The organism is Streptomyces justiciae, from assembly GCF_015163075.1.
Lineage (GTDB): Bacteria > Actinomycetota > Actinomycetes > Streptomycetales > Streptomycetaceae > Streptomyces > Streptomyces justiciae.
Genome location: NZ_JADDXU010000032.1, coordinates 22,282 through 40,411, shown reverse-complemented (window position 1 = coordinate 40,411; position 18,130 = coordinate 22,282). Strand labels below are relative to the sequence as shown.

At 69.7% G+C, this 18,130-nt stretch carries 18 protein-coding genes; 10 read left to right on the top strand and 8 right to left on the bottom strand.

Annotated elements, in window-relative coordinates:
* Positions 1 to 174 precede the first annotated feature (174 nt).
* From pstS to pstB, 4 genes are all read left to right on the top strand, one after another.
* On the top strand, positions 175 to 1,302 hold the full coding sequence (pstS, locus tag IQ210_RS45415; protein ID WP_194085113.1) for a phosphate ABC transporter substrate-binding protein PstS: 1,128 nt from the start codon (positions 175 to 177) through the stop codon (positions 1,300 to 1,302).
* Positions 1,303 to 1,406: 104 nt separating this feature from the next.
* Positions 1,407 to 2,411 (top strand): phosphate ABC transporter permease subunit PstC, encoded by a 1,005-nt coding sequence (gene pstC, locus IQ210_RS45410; RefSeq protein WP_194085143.1) that lies wholly within the window; start codon positions 1,407 to 1,409, stop codon positions 2,409 to 2,411.
* Positions 2,408 to 3,454 carry a phosphate ABC transporter permease PstA gene (gene pstA, locus IQ210_RS45405; protein ID WP_194085112.1) on the top strand — a complete coding sequence of 349 codons (1,047 nt, stop codon included), beginning with the start codon at positions 2,408 to 2,410 and terminating at the stop codon, positions 3,452 to 3,454. The genes pstC and pstA overlap by 4 nt, the downstream gene beginning before the upstream one ends.
* 47 nt (positions 3,455 to 3,501) lie before the next feature.
* Complete coding sequence (pstB, locus tag IQ210_RS45400) at positions 3,502 to 4,278, top strand: phosphate ABC transporter ATP-binding protein PstB (protein WP_194085111.1); 777 nt, start codon at positions 3,502 to 3,504, stop codon at positions 4,276 to 4,278.
* Between the two features lie 303 nt (positions 4,279 to 4,581).
* On the opposite strand, the gene IQ210_RS45395 is transcribed toward pstB, so the two are convergent.
* Positions 4,582 to 5,580 (bottom strand): inorganic phosphate transporter, encoded by a 999-nt coding sequence (locus IQ210_RS45395; protein WP_059195746.1) that lies wholly within the window; start codon positions 5,578 to 5,580, stop codon positions 4,582 to 4,584.
* Positions 5,581 to 5,587: 7 nt separating this feature from the next.
* The gene (locus tag IQ210_RS45390) at positions 5,588 to 6,208 is read right to left on the bottom strand and encodes a DUF47 domain-containing protein (RefSeq protein ID WP_015659485.1); all 621 of its coding nucleotides are present in this window, start codon (positions 6,206 to 6,208) and stop codon (positions 5,588 to 5,590) included.
* A 224-nt stretch (positions 6,209 to 6,432) separates the two neighbouring features.
* Between IQ210_RS45390 and IQ210_RS45385 the strand changes: the two genes are divergently transcribed.
* Positions 6,433 to 6,759, top strand: coding sequence for a metal-sensitive transcriptional regulator (locus IQ210_RS45385; RefSeq protein ID WP_194085110.1), 327 nt, complete (start codon positions 6,433 to 6,435; stop codon positions 6,757 to 6,759).
* 33 nt (positions 6,760 to 6,792) lie between these two features.
* Here IQ210_RS45385 and IQ210_RS45380 read toward each other — a convergent pair whose 3' ends face one another.
* Positions 6,793 to 6,972: a hypothetical protein gene (locus IQ210_RS45380; protein WP_059195744.1), complete on the bottom strand. Its 180-nt coding sequence runs from the start codon at positions 6,970 to 6,972 to the stop codon at positions 6,793 to 6,795.
* 97 nt (positions 6,973 to 7,069) lie between these two features.
* The gene (locus IQ210_RS45375) at positions 7,070 to 7,885 is read right to left on the bottom strand and encodes a hypothetical protein (protein ID WP_194085109.1); all 816 of its coding nucleotides are present in this window, start codon (positions 7,883 to 7,885) and stop codon (positions 7,070 to 7,072) included.
* 521 nt (positions 7,886 to 8,406) lie between these two features.
* On the opposite strand from IQ210_RS45375, the gene IQ210_RS45370 reads away from it, so the two are divergent.
* Positions 8,407 to 9,972, top strand: coding sequence for an FAD-binding oxidoreductase (locus tag IQ210_RS45370; protein WP_194085108.1), 1,566 nt, complete (start codon positions 8,407 to 8,409; stop codon positions 9,970 to 9,972).
* Between the two features lie 6 nt (positions 9,973 to 9,978).
* Here the strand turns inward: IQ210_RS45370 and IQ210_RS45365 are convergent, their stop codons facing one another.
* From IQ210_RS45365 to IQ210_RS45355, 3 genes are all read right to left on the bottom strand, one after another.
* Positions 9,979 to 10,686 carry a phosphatase PAP2 family protein gene (locus IQ210_RS45365; RefSeq protein WP_194085107.1) on the bottom strand — a complete coding sequence of 236 codons (708 nt, stop codon included), beginning with the start codon at positions 10,684 to 10,686 and terminating at the stop codon, positions 9,979 to 9,981.
* A 230-nt stretch (positions 10,687 to 10,916) separates the two neighbouring features.
* The gene (locus tag IQ210_RS45360; protein WP_228049600.1) at positions 10,917 to 11,924 is read right to left on the bottom strand and encodes a C40 family peptidase; all 1,008 of its coding nucleotides are present in this window, start codon (positions 11,922 to 11,924) and stop codon (positions 10,917 to 10,919) included.
* A 75-nt stretch (positions 11,925 to 11,999) separates the two neighbouring features.
* The gene (locus tag IQ210_RS45355) at positions 12,000 to 12,707 is read right to left on the bottom strand and encodes a trypsin-like serine peptidase (RefSeq protein ID WP_194085105.1); all 708 of its coding nucleotides are present in this window, start codon (positions 12,705 to 12,707) and stop codon (positions 12,000 to 12,002) included.
* A 183-nt stretch (positions 12,708 to 12,890) separates the two neighbouring features.
* On the opposite strand from IQ210_RS45355, the gene IQ210_RS45350 reads away from it, so the two are divergent.
* Positions 12,891 to 14,093, top strand: a complete 1,203-nt coding sequence (locus IQ210_RS45350; protein ID WP_194085104.1) for a hypothetical protein — start codon at positions 12,891 to 12,893, stop codon at positions 14,091 to 14,093.
* Entirely contained in the window at positions 14,086 to 14,721 is a 636-nt protein-coding gene (locus IQ210_RS45345; RefSeq protein WP_194085103.1) for a class F sortase, read from the top strand. The genes IQ210_RS45350 and IQ210_RS45345 overlap by 8 nt, the downstream gene beginning before the upstream one ends.
* Positions 14,722 to 14,746: 25 nt before the next feature.
* Here the strand turns inward: IQ210_RS45345 and IQ210_RS45340 are convergent, their stop codons facing one another.
* Positions 14,747 to 15,661 carry an oxidoreductase gene (locus IQ210_RS45340; RefSeq protein WP_194085102.1) on the bottom strand — a complete coding sequence of 305 codons (915 nt, stop codon included), beginning with the start codon at positions 15,659 to 15,661 and terminating at the stop codon, positions 14,747 to 14,749.
* A 71-nt stretch (positions 15,662 to 15,732) separates the two neighbouring features.
* Between IQ210_RS45340 and IQ210_RS45335 the strand changes: the two genes are divergently transcribed.
* Both IQ210_RS45335 and IQ210_RS45330 read left to right on the top strand, forming a co-directional pair.
* Entirely contained in the window at positions 15,733 to 16,335 is a 603-nt protein-coding gene (locus tag IQ210_RS45335) for a TetR/AcrR family transcriptional regulator (protein ID WP_194085101.1), read from the top strand.
* Positions 16,336 to 16,586: 251 nt separating this feature from the next.
* A complete protein-coding gene (locus tag IQ210_RS45330; protein WP_194085100.1) occupies positions 16,587 to 17,936 on the top strand; it encodes a S53 family peptidase in 1,350 nt (449 codons plus the stop codon).
* Positions 17,937 to 18,130: the final 194 nt, after the last annotated feature.

The following is an 18,130-nucleotide window of genomic DNA, read 5'->3' as shown; positions in this document are numbered from 1 at the left end:
GGGGTTCACCCCCCGTTCATTTCCGCCAGTCGGCGCCTTCACCTGATCTGCCTAATTTCGGCCTTACGCGGTGCGGACCGCGCCTCGCGGGAACACCTCGAAGTCGCATCCGCGCCACCCAGTCTTCGCACGCCGCCGAATTCAGGACGGCGGCTCTCGGAAGGAACTCCCTCAGTGAAGCTTCAGCGCAAGAACCGGCGGGCTCTCGCTCTCGGCGCGTTCGCCGTCTCCGGCGCCCTGGCCCTCACGGCGTGCGGCTCGGACGACACCGGCAACAGCAACGGCGGCGACTCCTCCGCCAGCGCGCAGGCCGGCAACATCAAGTGCGACGACGCCAAGGGTCAGCTGCTCGCCGACGGCTCCTCCGCGCAGAAGAACGCGATCGACGCCTGGGTGAAGGCCTTCACGGCCTCCTGCTCCGGTGTGCAGATCAACTACAAGGGCTCCGGCTCCGGCGCCGGTGTCACCGCCTTCACGCAGGGCCAGGTGGCGTTCGCCGGTTCCGACTCGGCGCTCAAGCCCGAAGAGGTCACCGCCTCCAAGTCGGTCTGCAAGGGCGGCCAGGGCATCGACCTCCCGATGGTCGGCGGCCCGATCGCGGTCGGCTTCAACGTCCCCGGCGTCGACAAGCTGGTCCTGAACGCCGAGACCCTCGCCAAGATCTTCGACAGCAAGATCACCAACTGGAACGACGCGGCGATCAAGAAGCTCAACCCCGACGCCAAGCTCCCCGACCTGAAGATCCAGGCGTTCCACCGCTCGGACGAGTCCGGCACCACGGACAACTTCACCAAGTACCTGATCGCCGCCTCCCCGGCGAACTGGAAGTACTCGGGCGGCAAGGCCTGGCAGGCCAAGGGCGGCCAGTCGGCGTCCGGCTCCTCCGGTGTCGCCCAGCAGGTCAAGCAGACCTCCGGCGCCATCTCCTACATGGAGCTGTCGTACGCCAAGGACGGCATCGTCCCGGTCACCATCGACACCGGCGCCTCCGCCCCGGTCGAGGCCACCGTCGAGAACGCCACCAAGGCGATCGCGGCCGCCAAGGTCGTCGGCACCGGCAAGGACCTGTCGCTCCAGCTGGACTACGCGACCAAGGCCGAGGGCGCCTACCCGATCACCCTGGTCACCTACGAGATCGTCTGCGACAAGGGCAACAAGTCGGACACCCTCGCCGGCACCAAGGCGTTCCTGCGCTACATCGCCTCCGAGGACGGCCAGGGCCAGCTCTCCGCGGCCGGCTACGCCCCGATCCCCGACGACATCATCACCAAGGTCCGCACCACCATCGAGGGCCTGAGCTGATCTGAGCGTGCGGCCCGTCCCCGCACCGGGGCCGGGCCGCACCGTCCGGTGCACCGCCGCCAGGAGCCGCACACACCGTGCGTCTCCGCAGACCGGAGAACCCGATGGACACCACACAGATAACCGACACACCTCCCCCCGCAGCCCAGCCCACCGCGACCGAGCAGAAGCGCGCCGCCCGCGGCGCCACCCGCCCCGGAGACCGGATCTTCCTCGGCCTCTCCCGCGGCTCGGGCATCTTCCTGCTGGTGATCATGGCCGCGATCGCGGTCTTCCTCACCTACCGCGCGTCCCTCGCCATCAGCAAGGACCACGGCAACTTCCTGACGACCTTCGAGTGGAACACCAACCTGCAGGAGCCGGTCTTCGGCATCGCGGTCCTGGCGTTCGGCACGATCGTCTCCTCGATCGTCGCCATGGCCATCGCGGTCCCGATCGCGGTCGCCATCGCCCTGTTCCTCACCCACTACGCCCCGCGCAGGCTGAGCGGCCCGATCGCCTACGTGATCGACCTGCTCGCCGCCGTGCCGTCCATCGTGTACGGCCTGTGGGGCGCCCTGGTCCTCGTACCGCACATGAACGGCCTGTTCGGCTGGCTGGACGACTACCTCGGCTGGACCGGCATCTTCTCCTGGCAGGGCGGCGCGCCCCGCTCGATGCTGACCGTCGGCATCCTGCTCGCGATCATGATCCTGCCGATCATCACCAACGTCAGCCGTGAGGTCTTCCGGCAGACGCCCCGGATGAACGAGGAGGCGGCCCTGGCGCTCGGCGCCACCCGCTGGGAGGTCATCCGCATGGCGGTGATCCCCTTCGGCCGCTCCGGCGTGATCTCCGCGTCGATGCTCGGCCTCGGCCGTGCGCTCGGCGAGACGATGGCCGTGGCCACCGTGCTCTCCCCGACCTTCGACATCCAGGCCAGCCTGCTCGACCCGGGCGGCGGCACCTTCGCGCAGAACATCGCCAGCAAGTTCGGCGAGGCCACCGAGTTCGGCCGGGACGCGCTGATCGCCTCCGGTCTGGTCCTGTTCGTCATCACGCTGCTGGTCAACGGCGCGGCCCGGGCGATCATCGCCCGCCGCGCGGAGTACTCGGGGGCCAACGCATGAGCACCGCAACCGTCAGCACCCTCAAGGGCGCCCGCCTGCCCAAGTGGTCCCCGTACGCCATCGCCGGCGGTTCGGTCGGCCTCGCGATCGCCATCGGGCTTGGCGCGGGCCTCGACAGCCGCGTCCAGTGGGGCCTGATCGCCGCGATCCTCTTCGTCGTCGGGACGTACGGCATCGCCGCCCGCGTCGAGGGCAAGCGCCAGGCCAAGGACCGCATCGCCACGTCGCTGGTCTGGGTCGCCTTCCTGCTCGCCGTGATCCCGCTGGTCTCCCTGGTCTGGGTGACCGTCGCACGCGGTGTGAAGGTCCTCGACGTCTACTTCCTCACCCACTCCATGGGTGTGGTCGCCGACACCGAGCCCGGCGGCGGTATCTACCACGCCATCATCGGCAGCCTGGAGCAGGTCGGCCTCGCCACCCTGATCGCCGCGCCGGTCGGTGTGCTCACCGCGATCTACCTGGTCGAGTACGGCCGGGGCAAGCTCTCCAAGGCCATCACGTTCTTCGTGGACGTCATGACCGGCATCCCGTCGATCGTCGCGGGTCTGTTCATCCTCAGCCTCATGCTGCAGTTCGAGATGCAGCCCTTCGGCTTCGCCGGCTCGCTGGCCCTGGCCATCCTGATGATGCCGGTGGTCGTCCGCTCCACGGAGGAGATGCTCAAGCTCGTCCCGAACGAGCTGCGCGAGGCCTCCCTCGCGCTGGGTGTCCCGAAGTGGCGCACGATCCTGAAGGTGGTCCTGCCGACCTCGATCGGCGGCATCACGACCGGCATCATGCTGGCGGTCGCCCGTATCGCCGGTGAGACCGCCCCGGTGCTGCTGCTGGTCTTCGGCAACCCGTTCATCAACACCAACCCCTTCGAAGGGGCGCAGGCGTCGCTGCCGCTGTACATCTACCAGCAGTACGCGAACAGCGCGGGTTCCGGAGCGGCGTACGACCGCGCCTGGGCGGCGTCCCTGACGCTGATCGCCTTCGTGATGATCCTGAACCTGGTGGCCCGCGGCATCGCCCGCTGGAAGGCCCCGAAGACCGGTCGCTGACGCGGCCATACAGCGACCGACGAATCTCTGGAAGTGAAGTAGTCATCATGGCCAAGCGAATCGACGTAAGTGGGCTCACCGCCTACTACGGCTCCCACAAGGCGATCGAAGACATCTCGATGACCGTCGAGCCCCGCTCGGTGACGGCCTTCATCGGCCCCTCCGGCTGCGGCAAGTCGACGTTCCTGCGCACCCTGAACCGGATGCACGAGGTCACCCCCGGCGGTCGCGTCGAGGGCAAGGTGATGCTGGACGACGAGGACCTGTACGGCACGGGCATCGACCCGGTGTCGGTCCGCCGCGAGGTCGGCATGGTCTTCCAGCGTCCGAACCCGTTCCCCACGATGTCGATCTTCGACAACGTGGCGGCGGGCCTGCGCCTGAACGGCTCGTACAAGAAGTCGGAACTGGCCGACGTGGTCGAGAAGTCCCTCAAGGGCGCGAACCTCTGGAACGAGGTCAAGGACCGCCTGAACAAGCCCGGCTCCGGCCTGTCCGGCGGCCAGCAGCAGCGCCTCTGCATCGCGAGGGCGATCGCGGTGGAACCGAAGGTGTTGCTGATGGACGAGCCCTGCTCGGCCCTCGACCCCATCTCCACCCTCGCGATCGAGGACCTGATCGGCGAGCTGAAGGAGCGCTTCACGATCGTCATCGTGACGCACAACATGCAGCAGGCGGCCCGTGTCTCGGACCGCACCGCCTTCTTCAACCTCGCCGCCGTCGGCCAGCCCGGCAAGCTGATCGAGATCGACGAGACGGAGCGCATCTTCTCCAACCCGTCGGTCCAGGCGACGGAGGACTACATCTCGGGCCGCTTCGGCTGATCCCCAGATCCCCTCGCGGTGCTGCATGGCGGTGCCACCGCGAGGACGCAAAAGGGCCCGCCCCCTGGCTCATCAGGGGGCGGGCCCATTTTCGCGTCACCTTCTCGGCGCCGATCCAGGCCATCTCAGCCCGCTCGGCACCTGTGAAGCGCCGGCCCGCATCTCTCAGCCCGTCCGGCGTTTGAGGACGAGGCCCTTTCGGGGCCGACGGGGGTCTGGGGGCGGAGCCCCCAGGGGCGGGGTCGAAGGGGTGGCAGCCCCTGGTGATGGGACGGGTAGGGGCGGCGGGGGCGAAAACTGCCCTTACAGGAACGCCAGATTCACGATCCCGAACGACGCCGCAGCCACCAGTGCCGCCGCCGGCATCGTGATGAACCAGCCCAGGACGATGTTCTTGGCGACACCCCACCGCACGGCGTTCACGCGCTTCGTCGCGCCGACGCCCATGATCGCGGAGGTGATGACGTGGGTCGTGGAGATCGGCGCCTTGAAGAGGAACGCGGTGGTGAACATGATCGACGCACCGGTCGTCTCCGCGGCGAACCCCTGCGGCGGATCCAGCTCGATGATCTTCCGCCCCAGCGTCCGCATGATCCGCCACCCACCGGCGTACGTCCCCAGCGACAGCATCACGGCGCACACGATCTTCACCCACACCGGGATCGGATCGCCGTAGTCCTCGACATCGGCGATGACCAGCGCCATCACCACGATGCCCATGGTCTTCTGCGCGTCCTGCAGACCGTGCCCCAGCGCCATCCCGGCCGCCGACACGGTCTGCGCGATCCGGAAACCGCGCTTGGCCTTGTGCGGGTTGGCCCGCCGGAAGATCCACATGATCGCGGTCATCACCAGATAACCGGCGATGAGACCGACGAACGGCGACACGAACATCGGGATGACGACCTTCTCCAGCACCCCGTGCCAGTAGACCGTCGTACCGCCCGCGAGCGCCGCCCCCACCATGCCGCCGAACAGCGCGTGCGAGGAGGACGAGGGCAGCCCGAAGTACCAGGTGATGAGGTTCCAGGTGATCGCCCCGACCAGGGCCGCGAAGAGGATGCCCATCCCCTTAGACCCCTCGGGCGTCTCGATCAGCCCCTCGCTGACGGTCTTGGCGACCCCGGAACCGAGGAACGCGCCGGCGAGGTTCATGACAGCGGCCATCGCCAGCGCCGCACGCGGCGTAAGCGCCCGCGTCGAGACCGACGTGGCGATCGCGTTCGCCGAGTCGTGGAAGCCGTTGGTGTAGGTGAATCCGAGCGCGACGCCAATGGTCACGATCAGCGCAAAGGTGTCCATGAAGGGCTCAGGACTCCTTGACCGCGATGGTCTCCACCGTGTTGGCCACGTGCTCGAAGGCGTCCGCCGCCTCCTCCAGCACATCCACGATCTGCTTCAGCTTCAGCACCTCGATGGCGTCGTACTTGCCGTTGAAGAGGTGGGCGAGCAGCTTGCGGTGGATCTGGTCGGCCTGGTTCTCCAGCCGGTTGACCTCGATCCAGTACTCGGTGAGGTTGTCCATGGTCCGCAGGTTCGGCATGGCTTCCGCCGTGAGCTCCGCGGCCCGCGCCAGCACCTCGATCTGCTGCTCGACGCCCTTCGGCAGTTCCTCGACGTTGTAGAGGACGACCAGGTCGACGGCCTCCTCCATGAAGTCCATGATGTCGTCGAGGGAGGACGCCAGGGAGTAGATGTCCTCACGGTCGAACGGCGTGATGAACGAGGAGTTCAGCTGATGGAAGATCGCGTGTGTGGCGTCGTCACCCGCATGTTCCGCGGCCCGCATACGCTCTGCGATCTCGGCCCGGCCGGCGGTGTCCGCCCCGAGCAGTTCCATGAGGAGCTTCGAGCCCGTGACGATGTTGTCCGCGGATGCGGCGAACATGTCGTAGAAGCTCGTCTCCCTGGGGGTCAGACGGAAGCGCACAAGGGGTCCTCGGGGTGCATCGGTTTCGGTCAGGCTGATGCTAAGTGCATCATCCGGCCACGGCTAATGGGCCGTCCCCCAGTGTCGCCCATCAGGCAGAGTGGTCAGCACGGGGGCCTTCCGCAGGCCCTATACCCGCCAGAGTTCGGTACGATATACCCAGTAGGGGTATATACCTGCCCGGGTGTCGCCCGGGCGGACGCCCAAGGGACATGGAGGACGCGATGACGACCACCGAGGCCGGCGCGGCAGCGCCCTCCGAGCACGCCACGCACGGGTACCACAAGCAGAAGGACGAACACCTCAAGCGCCTGCGCCGCATCGAGGGCCAGATCCGTGGCCTGCAGCGGATGGTCGACGAGGACGTCTACTGCATCGACATACTCACGCAGGTGTCCGCCTCCACCAAGGCGCTTCAGTCCTTCGCCCTGCAGCTCCTGGAGGAACACCTGCGGCACTGCGTCGCGGACGCGGCCGTCAAGGGCGGCGACGAGATCGACGCGAAGGTGGAGGAGGCGACGCAGGCGATCGCCCGCATGCTGCGGACGTGACCTGATCCTCGCTCCCACAGGAACGCCTCCGGCTCATTCGCCGGAGGCGTCCTCGCGTTCCTGGGCCACTTTCAGCACCTCGTCGATGCGTCCGAGGCTGAGCCGGTCCTCGTGCGCGGCCGACGCCGCGATGATCAGCTCTCCGCACAGCTCGATCTCGGCGAGGGCCACGTGGTCCTGAACTGCCGTACCGCCGACCGGAGCCACGTGCATCACCTCTTCTCTGCCGTCACCGCTTCCTAGAGTAGGGAGCGGTCTACGCACCGCGCATGGCACGGACGGGCTAGTTCTTGACGCCCGTCACGACCGCTCACCCCTCCGCGATCTTCCCGGCGTAGATGTCCTCGTGATCCGGCAGGCGTACGTCGACGGCGACGCCGAAGTCGAACAGCAAGGTCGTCGACGCGACGGCTACGGTGCCCTTCTGCTGCCCGTTGACGAAGCTGAACCGGTGCCGGATCTTGCGGATGCGGCCGTCGTCGTCGAGGTACACGTCGAAGGGGACGTGCGCCGTGGCGAACCCTTTCGCCGCCGCGCCCAGCGACGCCTTGTTCCCGTCGGTCGCGTCCCGCGCGGCGACGGCGAGATCGGCGGTACCGCGATAGTGCCGTACGGCGATCCCGGCGACGTCCGTCTTCCCCACGTACGTCGCGGTCCGCGCCCCGCGCAGCAACTCGGCGGCGGCGAAGGGGTCGGTGGCACCGCCGGTGACCAGGTTCCCGTCGGAGAGGGTGGCGGTGTCGACACGCACCCACTTGTCCGCGGGGACACCGGCTCCCCGGTTCTTCATGAACAGGGCACCGGGAGCGAGCAGTTCGGTGATCGGCCGATGCTCGCTCTCCCCCGCGGGGTCCTGCGGCAGCAGCACCTTCAACTGCCCGAGCTGCCGCCGGTAGTCATAGACGCCCTCGCCCCGGATGGTGACACGGGTCCCGCCGGTGGCCATCTCCATGGAGGTACGAGCCTTGGAACTCCCGGCCTCCACAAGCCGCTCAGCGGCGGCGTGCAGCACGACAACAGGGTCCCCTCCACGCCCGTCCCCACCATCGCCACTCCCCCCGCACCCGGACAGGACAACGACCCCCGCGACGATCGCCCCGCCGACCCTGTGCTGCCGCTCCGCCATCGCCTGCCTCCGTCACGGACCCCCTGTCGCTCCCCTTAACGACGGGTCGTTGGGGCCGTCACGCATACCGCCCCTTTACCGAGGGTCGGTAACGTTGTCGCCGTGGCGCAGCAGGACAGGGTCCCCCCACCCCAAGAACCCCCCGAACACCTCACGACAACGGTCGACCAGGGCCGCTTCTGCACAGCCCGCTGCACCTGCGGCTGGCGAGGCCCAGCAAGAAGAGCAAGAAGCCAAGCAAGAACAGACGCCCAGAACCACACCCTCACGCCCTAGCAGGCGCCATAGCTGCGTAGCTGCGGGCAGTCGTGCCGCTGGGGCGGCACGGGTGGGCGCAGCGGCACCCCGCAAGCGCGGGCGAGCGAAACCCGCCCCCGTCAGCAGCGGCACCCCGTAAACCCAGGCAAGCGAAACGCACCCCCGCCCCCAACTCCGTGCACCATGGAACCCCGGCCACCCCCACCCCGTCTCGTTCCACGACAGCCACGACAGCCGACCCGAGGCCACGGAGGGCACGCACCATGGAACGCCGTACGTTCATCGGAGGCACCGTCGCCGCCCTGGCCGCCGCCACCACCGCGGCCTGCACCGGCGACGACAAGGCCACCGCGGCCCAGACCACCACCGCCTCCGGCACCTCGACCTCCGCCACCGGCAAATCCGCCGCCCTCCCCTCCGCCGCCGCCAACTGGACCGCCCTCGCCCAGGACCTCGACGGCCCCCTCCTCCGCCCCGGCGACACCAACTGGCCGGCCGCCCACCAGCTCTACAACACCCGCTTCGACAGCCTGAAGCCCACCGCCGTCGCCTACGTCGCCCACACCGACGACATCCGCACCACCCTCGCCTACGCCCGCGCCCACCACCTCAAGGTCGCGATCCGCAACGGCGGCCACTCCTACGCCGGTTGGTCCTCCGGCAACGGCCGGCTGATCATCGACGTCTCCAAGCTCAACAAGATCCGCACCTCCGGCGGCACCGCGGTCGTCGGCGCCGGCTCCAAGCTCATCGACGTCTACCGCGCCCTCACCGCGAAGGGCGTCACCATCCCCGCCGGCTCCTGCCCCACCGTCGGCGTCTCCGGCCTCACCCTCGGCGGCGGCCACGGAGTCGTCTCCCGCGCCTACGGCCTGACCTGCGACAGCCTCACCCAGGCCACCCTCGTCACGGCCGACGGCAAGCAGCTCACCGCCAACGCCACCACCAACAAGGACCTGTTCTGGGCCCTCCGCGGCGCGGGCAACGGCAACTTCGGCATCGTCACGGAACTCCAGTTCAAGACGCACCCGGCCCCACAGGCGGTGACCGGCTATCTCTCCTGGCCCTGGTCGAAGGCCGCCGCGGTGATAAAGGCCTGGCAGGAGTGGGGCCCGGACCAGCCGGACGAGATCTGGTCGTCCCTGCACCTGGCAGGCACCACCGGCGGCTACACCACCATCAGCGTCGCCGCCTTCTCCCTCGGCACCTACGGCGAACTCCAGAACGCCGTCGACCGCCTCGCCGACAAGGTCGGCGCCCCCGCAAGCAGCGTCTCCCTGCGCCGCCGCTCCTACGAGGAGGCGATGGAGATCTACGCCGGCTGCTCCTCCTTCGCCACCGACGCCCAGTGCCACCTCCCCGGCAAGACCCCCGGCCGCTCCCCGCAGGGCGCGCTGAACCGGGAGACGTACGCCGCGAAGTCCGACTTCTTCGACCGCTCGCTCTCCACGGCCGGCATCAAGGCCCTGCTGAAGCAGATGGAGACGGTCCGCGGCGGCTCCGGCAGCATCGCCCTGACCGCGCTCGGCGGAGCGGTCAACCGCGTCTCCCCCACGGCCACGGCGTTCGTCCACCGCCGCTCCCGCATGCTGGCCCAGTACATCGTGTCCTGGCGGGCCGGGACCTCCGGCGCCACGGGCCAGTCCTGGCTGACCGCGGCACACGACGCGATGAAGCCGTACGCGTCGGGAGCGGCGTACCAGAACTACACGGACCCGACGCTGACGAACTGGCGGAAGGCCTACTACGGGGACGCGGCGAACCGCCTGGCGACGCTGAAGAAGCAGTACGACCCGCAGGGCTTCTTCACGTTCCCGCAAGCCCTGTAAGACCGACTAGGCCGCGAGGTCCCGCTCCTCGGCCCCGGCTTCCTTCCGCGCGCCGGGGACGACGGCGCCCTGTCCGTCGTACGCCGAAGCCTTCCGCGACCGGATCAGCCACCCCGCGCGCGGCGACCGCTCGATCGCCTTCGTCAGGGGGGTGAGCAGGGCCATGGCCAGCGGGGAGAGGAGGAGGGCGACGGCGGTGCCGAGGGCGAGGCCGCCGAGGACGTCGGTGGGGTAGTGGACGCCCATGTAGACCCGGCAGAAGCCTTCGAACAGGGCGAGCAGGATGCCGGCGACACCGAACTTCCGGTTGGCGAGAAACAGTCCGACCGCGAGGGCCATGGTGATGGTGGCGTGGTCGCTGACGAAGGAGTAGTCGGTCTTGCCGGAGACCAGGACCTCCAGGCCGTCATGGTCGACGAACGGCCGGGGCCGCTCCACGAAACCTCGTATCGGCACGTTGATCAGCACGGCGACACCGGCGGCGAGCGGCGCCCACACGAGGGCCGCGACCGAGGGCGCGGCCTCCTCGCCGCCGCGCCTGCGCACGGACAGCCAGCACCACAGCACGAGCAGCACGGTGGCGAGCAGGATGCCGTACTCACCGACGAACTCCATGACCCGGTCGAACCAGTGCGGCGCGTCCTTGGCCAGGCCGTTGATGTCGTAGAGCAGCTCGACGTCGGGGTTCGACCCGGATGCGGCGAGTCCAGCCATGGTGCTGTGGCCCCTTCGTCGTCTGTCCCGGCGCGCAAGGTTTCGCGCGCCGCTGTTCCACCCCCGTGGTGTGTAGATCGGCTCTCTGAGAATCGGCTCTACGGAATCGGCCTACGCCAACAGGAACGCACGGTCCCTGTTAATACGTTCCACACTCCACTGAATGATCACGCAGACGTTATCGAAGAGAGACACATCTCTGCAGCTCAGGGGGTAGGTTCACAGCCCGTTCAGACCGTCGTGGGGAGCGCTTTCGCGCCATCTTCGGTGACCCGGGTCGCGCCGAAGTAGTCGGGGGTGTCGATCGGGTCGAACCGGATCACAGCACCCGTTCTCGGGGCGTCGATCATGTATCCGCCGCCGACATAAATCCCCACATGCCGGATGGCGCGGGAGTTGGTGAGGTCGTCCGAGAAGAAGACCAGATCGCCCGGCAGCAGCTCGTCCCTGGCCGGATGCGGCCCCGCGTTCCACTGGTCGTTGGCGACGCGCGGCAGCGTGACCCCGACGCTCTCGTACGCGGCCTTGGTCAGCCCCGAGCAGTCGAACCGTCCACCGTCCTGAGCAGTACCGTCACCGCCCCAGAGGTAGGGCGTGCCGAGCTTGTTCTGCGCGTAGGTGATCGCGGCGGCGGCCTGCTTGGAGGGGTCGACGCGGGTGACGGGAGCGGCGAAGCTCTCCTCCAGCGTCGTGATCGTCTTCACGTAGTTCTGGGTCTCCTTGTACGGCGGTACGCCCCCGTACTTGATGACCGCGTACGCGCCCGCGTTGTACGACGCGAGCATGTTCCTCGTGGCGTCGCCGGGGACGTCCTTCACGTACGAGGCGAGCTTGCAGTCGTACGACGCGGCCGACGGAATCGCGTCATTCGGATCCCATACGTCGCGGTCGCCGTCGCCGTCGCCGTCGATCCCGTGCGTGGCCCAGGTGCCGGGGATGAACTGCGCTATCCCCTGCGCGGCCGCCGCGCTCTGCGCCTTCGGGTTGAAGCCGCTCTCCTGGTACAGCTGGGCGGCGAGCAGCGCCGGGTTGATGGCGGAGCAGAGGTTGCCCCACTTCTGCACGAGCCCCGAATAGGCGGCCGGCACAGCCCCCTTGGCGAGCGCCTTGGTGGCTCCCCCGACCCCGTTGGCGAGGTTCCCGGCGACGACGTAGACCCCGACGACGAGCAGCATCACGAAGCTCAGCCCCGCCCCGAGGACGGCACCCGCCACGAGCCACGCCTTACGCACCGTCAACCGCCCCTCACCGCCCGGGAGTCTGCCCGCGCCAGTTTAGGAGCTTCCCCCGTGAAAGCCGTGGCAACCGACGGATCAGGTCCCGGCCGCGCGCCGGTACAGCGCGGCGGCTTCCTGCCCCAGGACGACGCTGTACGAGATGTCGTCGGTCTCCCCGCCCTCCTCGTGCCCGCCGAGCACGCCGACGACCTGCCCGTCCCCGTTCACCCAGGGGCTGCCGCTGGTCCCGCCGCTGAGGTCGGGACAGTCGATGCGCTGCTGCGTACGGCTGTGCGGGGTCGGCTTGTTGGTGCAACGCAGGGGGACGTCACGGGAGTTGGGGTACCCGGTGACGGTCACGGCGGTGGCGCCGGTGGCGGTGCCGGTGGTGAAGCGGTTCGCGCCGACGACGTCCTCGACGCCCTTGCCATGCTGCTCGGCCACCTCCGCGAACGCCACGTCGCTGTCCTCGTCCCACCCGTCGGGCAGGAACCGCCGCGTCACCCGCCACTTCCCGTACGGCGCCGCACCGTTGCGGTACCCCGGCACGAACTCGAGCCCGTCCTCGGCACCGTCGAGACAGTGCGCGGCGGTCGCGATGAGGTCCCGGCCCGGGCTGTGCACGACGGACGCCGTGCAGAAGTGCTCCCCGTCGTCGAAGAGCGCCCCGACTCTCGCCGTCTCCGCACTCGCCTGCGCGACAGCGGTGACACCGAACGGCCCGGGCCCGTCGTCGGCGGCCGCCTCGGAGGCGGAGGTGACGGCGAGCAGCACGAGGGCGACACAGAGGGGCGTGTGCTTCATCGAAGCCAGTGTGGCCACCAAAGGTGAGAGAAGCGTCAGACGACTACGCCGTCCGAGGGAACGGGCGCTTACGGGACTTTCGTACCGGAACAACGGGTCGAACGGCACGTAACCCGGTGAACGGGACGTACCTCCTCTTCGGTGAGCCGGGAGACACCCCGGGTCCCGCCAGGAGGTTCACCCATGCGCAAGGCACTCACCGTCTCGGCGATCGCCGTCGCCGCTTCCATGGCCCTCGCCGTTCCGGCGACCGCCTTCGCGGCCGACACCGGTCCCACGCCGTCGCCCACCGCGTCGACGGTCCCGGACGACCCCGCCCCGGACACCGCGGCGGCCACCCTCTCCCTGGGGCGGACCACCGCCGCCCCCGGGGACCAGGTCGACCTCACGGTGACCGCCCCTACCGGGTCCACCGCGGTCGCCGTCTCCTCCCAGGCCCTGGACGACGTCACGCTGTCGGACAACGGCGACGGCACCTGGACCGGCACCGCGACCGTCGCGCAGGTCGACGACGGCGACTACGGTGTCGCCCTCACCGGCACCGGCCCCGACGGCACGGCGTTCCAGGCCTCCGCCGATCTGACCGTGCGGAACGACACCCCCGCCCCTGCCCCACAGGCCTCCCTCAGCCTGTCGAAGGACAACGGCGCCCCCGGCGCGAAGGTCGACGTCGTCATCGAGCCCGGCGACCTCGAAGGCGCCGCCCACGTCACCTCCGACGCCTTCGGCGGCCGCGTGAACCTCACCGAGCAGGCGGACGGCAGCTGGAAGGGCACGGCCACCGTCAAGGGCATCGAGCGCAGCTACTACGGCGTGACCGGCTACGTCGGCTCGACCGAGGTCGACACGGTCAAGTTCACCGTCACCGAGAGCCACAACAAGCCCAAGCCCACGCCGAAGCCGTCCCCCGTCGTCGGCAAGTCCGTCATCCTCCTCGGCAAGTCCTCCGGCAAGGCGGGCGACAAGGTCGCCGTCACCCTCGACGCCCCGTCCATCGGCCCGCACAACAAGCTCGACGTCCGCTCCGCCGCCTTCGGCGGCCGGGTCCACCTCACCCAGGGCAAGGACGGCAAGTGGCACGGCACCGCGACCGTGGCCAAGGTCAGGAACGGTTCGTACGACGTGACCAGTCCGATCGCCCGGACCGTCCACTTCAAGGTCATCGGCAGCGGCAGCAAGCCCCATGGCCACGGCAGTGTGCAGCCGCTCGCTCCCGGCGACCACAAGACCCCCAAGGGCTCCGTGGACACCGGCATGGCACCGGCCGCCGCCTCCGCGACCACCAGCCACGCCGGCGCCGCCGGTCTGCTGCTCGGCACCGGCGTCCTCGGGGCCGCGTCCCTCGCCGGAGCCTTCGGCCTGCGCCGCCGCAAGAACAATGACTGACGCCCGCCTCACCACCCCGTCCCGCCGGGGCCGCCGTACACGCCACGCGGTCGCCCTGGCGGGGGCGGCGACGGTCGTCGTCACGCTGGCCACGGGCTGCGCGTCGCCTGCCAAGGACCCGACGCACGCGGCGCCTTCAACGCCGAAGCCCGTCGCCTCCGCCCTCCCCGCCTCCGTCCCCACCCACATCACCATCCCGGCCCTCGGCACGGACGCCGACCTCGGCACGGTGGGCCTGGACGCCGACGGGGTGATGCGGACCCCGGCGTACGACAAGCCGATGCGGGCCGACTGGTACAAGGAGGGCCCGACGCCGGGCGAGCGGGGCGCGGCCGCGATCGTCGGCCACAAGGACACTCCGCGGACGTCGAGGGCGGTGTTCCACAACCTCGCCGAGCTGGGCAAGGGACAGAAGGTCGACGTACGCCGCGCGGACGGCACGACGGCCGTCTTCACGGTCGATGCGGTGGACACCTTCGCCAAGGACGCCTTCCCGACGCGGAAGGTCTACGGCAGCACCGGCGGCAAGGCCGAACTCCGCCTCATCACCTGCGGCGGCCGACTGACCCCCGACCGCCACTGGGACTCGAACGTGGTCGTCTTCGCCCACCTGACGGGGACCACCTGAGGCGTGTCCGGCCCCAGGGCCTGTCCTAGCCCCGTACCGCCGCCTCCAGCGGGAACCGCACCCCGGTCAGTTCCTCCGACACGCTCCACAGCCGCCGCGCGGCCACCGTGTCGCTCGCCGCGCGAGAGCGGCTGACCAGCGTCGGGCCGCCGCGCCACTCGCCCAGCCCGTCCGGGCCGGCGTAACTCGCGCCGGGGATGTCCTCGGTCGCCGCGAACAGGGTGGGCAGGGCGCCCGCGCGGTCGTCCTGGGCGACGAGCCTGTTGCCGATCGCCATGCCGAGGCGCATCAGCGGGTTGGCGTGATGGCTCTGGAGGTTGGTTGCCGCCCAGCCGGGGTGCGCGGCGGTGGCGCGGACGGGCGAACCCGCCTCCGTCAGCCTGCGCTGGAGTTCCAGCACGAAGAGCAGGTTGGCGAGCTTGGACTGGGCGTAGGCGCGGGTCGGGGTGTAGTTCGAGGTGAGGTTCAGGTCGTCGAAGTGGATCTTCTGGTCGCCGAGGCGGTGGGCGCTCGAGGCCACCGTGACGACCCGGTCCGTGACGTAGGGCAGGAGCAGGTTCGTCAGCGCGAAGTGCCCCAGATGGTTCGTGCCGAACTGCATCTCGAAGCCGTCCCGCGTCCGCTGCCGCGGCAGCATCATCACGCCCGCGTTGTTGATCAGCAGGCTCAGCGGCCGCCCCTCCCAGCCGTCCGCGAACTCCCGTACGGACGACAGGTCCGCCAGATCGAGCCGCCGCACCTCGGTGCTGCCGTCCACCCGCGCCGCCGCGGCCTGCCCCCGCTCCACGTCCCGTACGGCGAACACGACGTGCGCGCCCGCCCGGGCCAGCCCTTCCGCGGCGCGCAGCCCGATGCCGCTGTTGGCTCCCGTGACGACGGCCGTACGGCCCGCGAGGTCAGGGAGGTCGTTCGGATTCCATGCGTTCTGCTTCTCGGCCATGACCTCAATGTAGGCGTTGCCAACAATGCTGTCAATGACAACAATGATGACGACGCCAACATGCGGATACGATGATGCCCATGTCCACGAGCCGCCCCTACCACCACGGAGACCTGCGCTCAGCGCTGCTCACCGCCGCCGAGCGCACCCTGCGCGACAAGGGCGCCGCCGCGCTGTCACTGCGCGAGCTGGCCCGGGACATCGGCGTGAGCCACGCCGCCCCCGGCCGGCACTTCAAGGACAAGCAGGCCCTGCTCGACGCGTTGGCGCTCGACGGCTACGACCGCCTGATGCAGACCCTCGCCACCGCCGACGACCCCACGCTCCCGCTCCAGCCCCGCCTCACCGGCCTGACCCGCGCCTATCTGCGGTTCGCCACCGACAACGCGGCGCTGCTGGAGCTCATGTACTCCCTCAAGCACGACCCGGACGCCTCCGAGCAGATGGCCGCCGCGGCCGAGCGCACGGTGCAGTCCCTGGCCGCGATCGTCGCGGAGGCCCAGCGGCGCGGCGAGATCATCGAGGGCGACCCGGCCATGCTCACCCTCACCGTGGGCGCCGCCCTGCACGGCATCGCCACGTTCGCGGCCAACGGCCACGCCGACGCCCAGGCGGCCGTAGACGGCGTCGACACCCTCGTCCACCTCCTGCTGCACGGCCTGCTGCCCCGGTAACCGCCGCGGCCCACTCCTTGTGAGCCGGCTGTGCGCACAGTCAAGCCACAGCCAACGCACGGCCATCGGCCCGCCATTGATCAGTAAGCCCTGACGCCCCCGAGTCATGCGGAAGTCAGAACTCCGCAACCCGTCTTGTTGTCGCGTACTCAACAAGGGGATGGTCTACGCGGGTCGCCGCCCCCACCGGGAACCTCACCGGTGGTCCCCCCACCGCAGGCCTCTGCAACCCACTCACTGGAGGCAGTACGTTGCGTACGCCCAACACCCCCCACACCTCCGGCAGATGGCGCAAGGCGGGCTCCGCCGCCGCGGCCACCACCGCCCTCCTCCTCGCCGGCCTCGGCACCGCCGCCCAGGCGCACGCCGACACCCACACCCCGTACAAGGCGAGCGCGAAGGCCGTCGCGGCGCAGGTCGCCAAGGCCCATGTGCAGTACGAGAGTTCGTGCGCCGCGACCCCCAAGAAGGGCTACGCCGCCTGCAACGCGCTCCGCGTCACCGCGGGCACCACGGCGTTCATGGAGAAGCAGGCCGCGCTGAAGGGCACGACTCCCAAGTCCCTCAAGCCGAACGCCACTTCCGCCACCCCCACCGGCTACGGCCCCAGCGACCTCCAGGACGCCTACGGCCTCACGTCCGCCGCCACCTCCAACGGCTCCGGCGAGACCATCGCGATCGTCGACGCCTACGACGACCCCAACGCGGCCGCCGACCTCGCCACTTACCGCTCGTACTACGGCCTCCCGGCCTGCACCACCGCCAACGGCTGCTTCAAGAAGGTCAGCCAGACCGGCTCCACGACCTCCCTCCCCACCGCCGACAGCGGTTGGGCCGGCGAGATCTCCCTCGACCTCGACATGGTGTCCGCGATCGCCCCGAACGCCAACATCCTCCTCGTCGAGGCGAAGTCGTCGAGCATGGCCAACCTGGGCACGGCCGTGAACGAGGCGGTCAAGCTCGGCGCGAAGTTCGTCTCCAACTCCTACGGCGGCGGCGAGTCGTCGAGCGACACGACGTACGACTCGTCCTACTTCAACCACCCGGGCGTCGCCATCACCGTCTCCGCGGGCGACGAGGGCTACGGCGCCGAGTACCCGGCCGCGTCGAAGTACGTGACGGCGGTCGGCGGCACGAAGCTCTCCACCTCCTCCACCAGCCGCGGCTGGACCGAGTCCGTCTGGAACACCAGCAGCACCGAGGGCACCGGCTCCGGCTGCTCCTCGTACGACGCGAAGCCGTCCTGGCAGACCGACACCGGCTGCTCGAAGCGCATGATCGCGGACGTCTCCGCGGTCGCCGACCCGGCGACGGGCGTCTCGGTCTATGACTCCTACGGCTCCGACGGCACCGGCTGGAACACCTACGGCGGCACCAGCGCCTCGGCCCCGATCATCGCGTCGGTGTACGCCCTCGCGGGCACGCCGGGCAGCAGCGACTACCCGGCCTCCTACCCCTACGCGGCCACCTCCGCGCTGAACGACGTGACGAGCGGCAGCAACGGCTCCTGCACCACGAGCTACTTCTGCACGGCCAGGTCGGGCTACGACGGCCCGACGGGCTGGGGGACGCCGGCGGGGCTGGACGCCTTCACTGGCTGAGCCACTGATCCGCTGAGCCATCGATCCACTGGCCCACTGCTCCACTGCTCCACTGGCCCACCGGCCATCTGATTCGTCCCCGCCGGGTCACGGGGAGCCGCCCTCAGAGGGGGACGTGGGGTCCCCTTCGGCGGCACACACGGCAACGGGCCGCGGCATCCGGTCGCGGCCCGTTCGCCGTCCACCTGTGAATA

Excerpts from the sequence above, each read along its gene's own strand:
- pstC (WP_194085143.1), top strand. The coding sequence starts at position 1,407 with ATGGACACCACACAGATAACCGACACACCTCCCCCCGCAGCCCAGCCC.
- pstA (WP_194085112.1), top strand. The coding sequence starts at position 2,408 with ATGAGCACCGCAACCGTCAGCACCCTCAAGGGCGCCCGCCTGCCCAAG.
- pstB (WP_194085111.1), top strand. The coding sequence starts at position 3,502 with ATGGCCAAGCGAATCGACGTAAGTGGGCTCACCGCCTACTACGGCTCC.
- IQ210_RS45395 (WP_059195746.1), bottom strand. The coding sequence starts at position 5,580 with ATGGACACCTTTGCGCTGATCGTGACCATTGGCGTCGCGCTCGGATTC.
- IQ210_RS45385 (WP_194085110.1), top strand. The coding sequence starts at position 6,433 with ATGACGACCACCGAGGCCGGCGCGGCAGCGCCCTCCGAGCACGCCACG.
- IQ210_RS45380 (WP_059195744.1), bottom strand. The coding sequence starts at position 6,972 with ATGCACGTGGCTCCGGTCGGCGGTACGGCAGTTCAGGACCACGTGGCC.
- IQ210_RS45375 (WP_194085109.1), bottom strand. The coding sequence starts at position 7,885 with ATGGCGGAGCGGCAGCACAGGGTCGGCGGGGCGATCGTCGCGGGGGTC.
- IQ210_RS45370 (WP_194085108.1), top strand. The coding sequence starts at position 8,407 with ATGGAACGCCGTACGTTCATCGGAGGCACCGTCGCCGCCCTGGCCGCC.
- IQ210_RS45365 (WP_194085107.1), bottom strand. The coding sequence starts at position 10,686 with ATGGCTGGACTCGCCGCATCCGGGTCGAACCCCGACGTCGAGCTGCTC.
- IQ210_RS45355 (WP_194085105.1), bottom strand. The coding sequence starts at position 12,707 with ATGAAGCACACGCCCCTCTGTGTCGCCCTCGTGCTGCTCGCCGTCACC.
- IQ210_RS45350 (WP_194085104.1), top strand. The coding sequence starts at position 12,891 with ATGCGCAAGGCACTCACCGTCTCGGCGATCGCCGTCGCCGCTTCCATG.
- IQ210_RS45345 (WP_194085103.1), top strand. The coding sequence starts at position 14,086 with ATGACTGACGCCCGCCTCACCACCCCGTCCCGCCGGGGCCGCCGTACA.
- IQ210_RS45340 (WP_194085102.1), bottom strand. The coding sequence starts at position 15,661 with ATGGCCGAGAAGCAGAACGCATGGAATCCGAACGACCTCCCTGACCTC.
- IQ210_RS45335 (WP_194085101.1), top strand. The coding sequence starts at position 15,733 with ATGATGCCCATGTCCACGAGCCGCCCCTACCACCACGGAGACCTGCGC.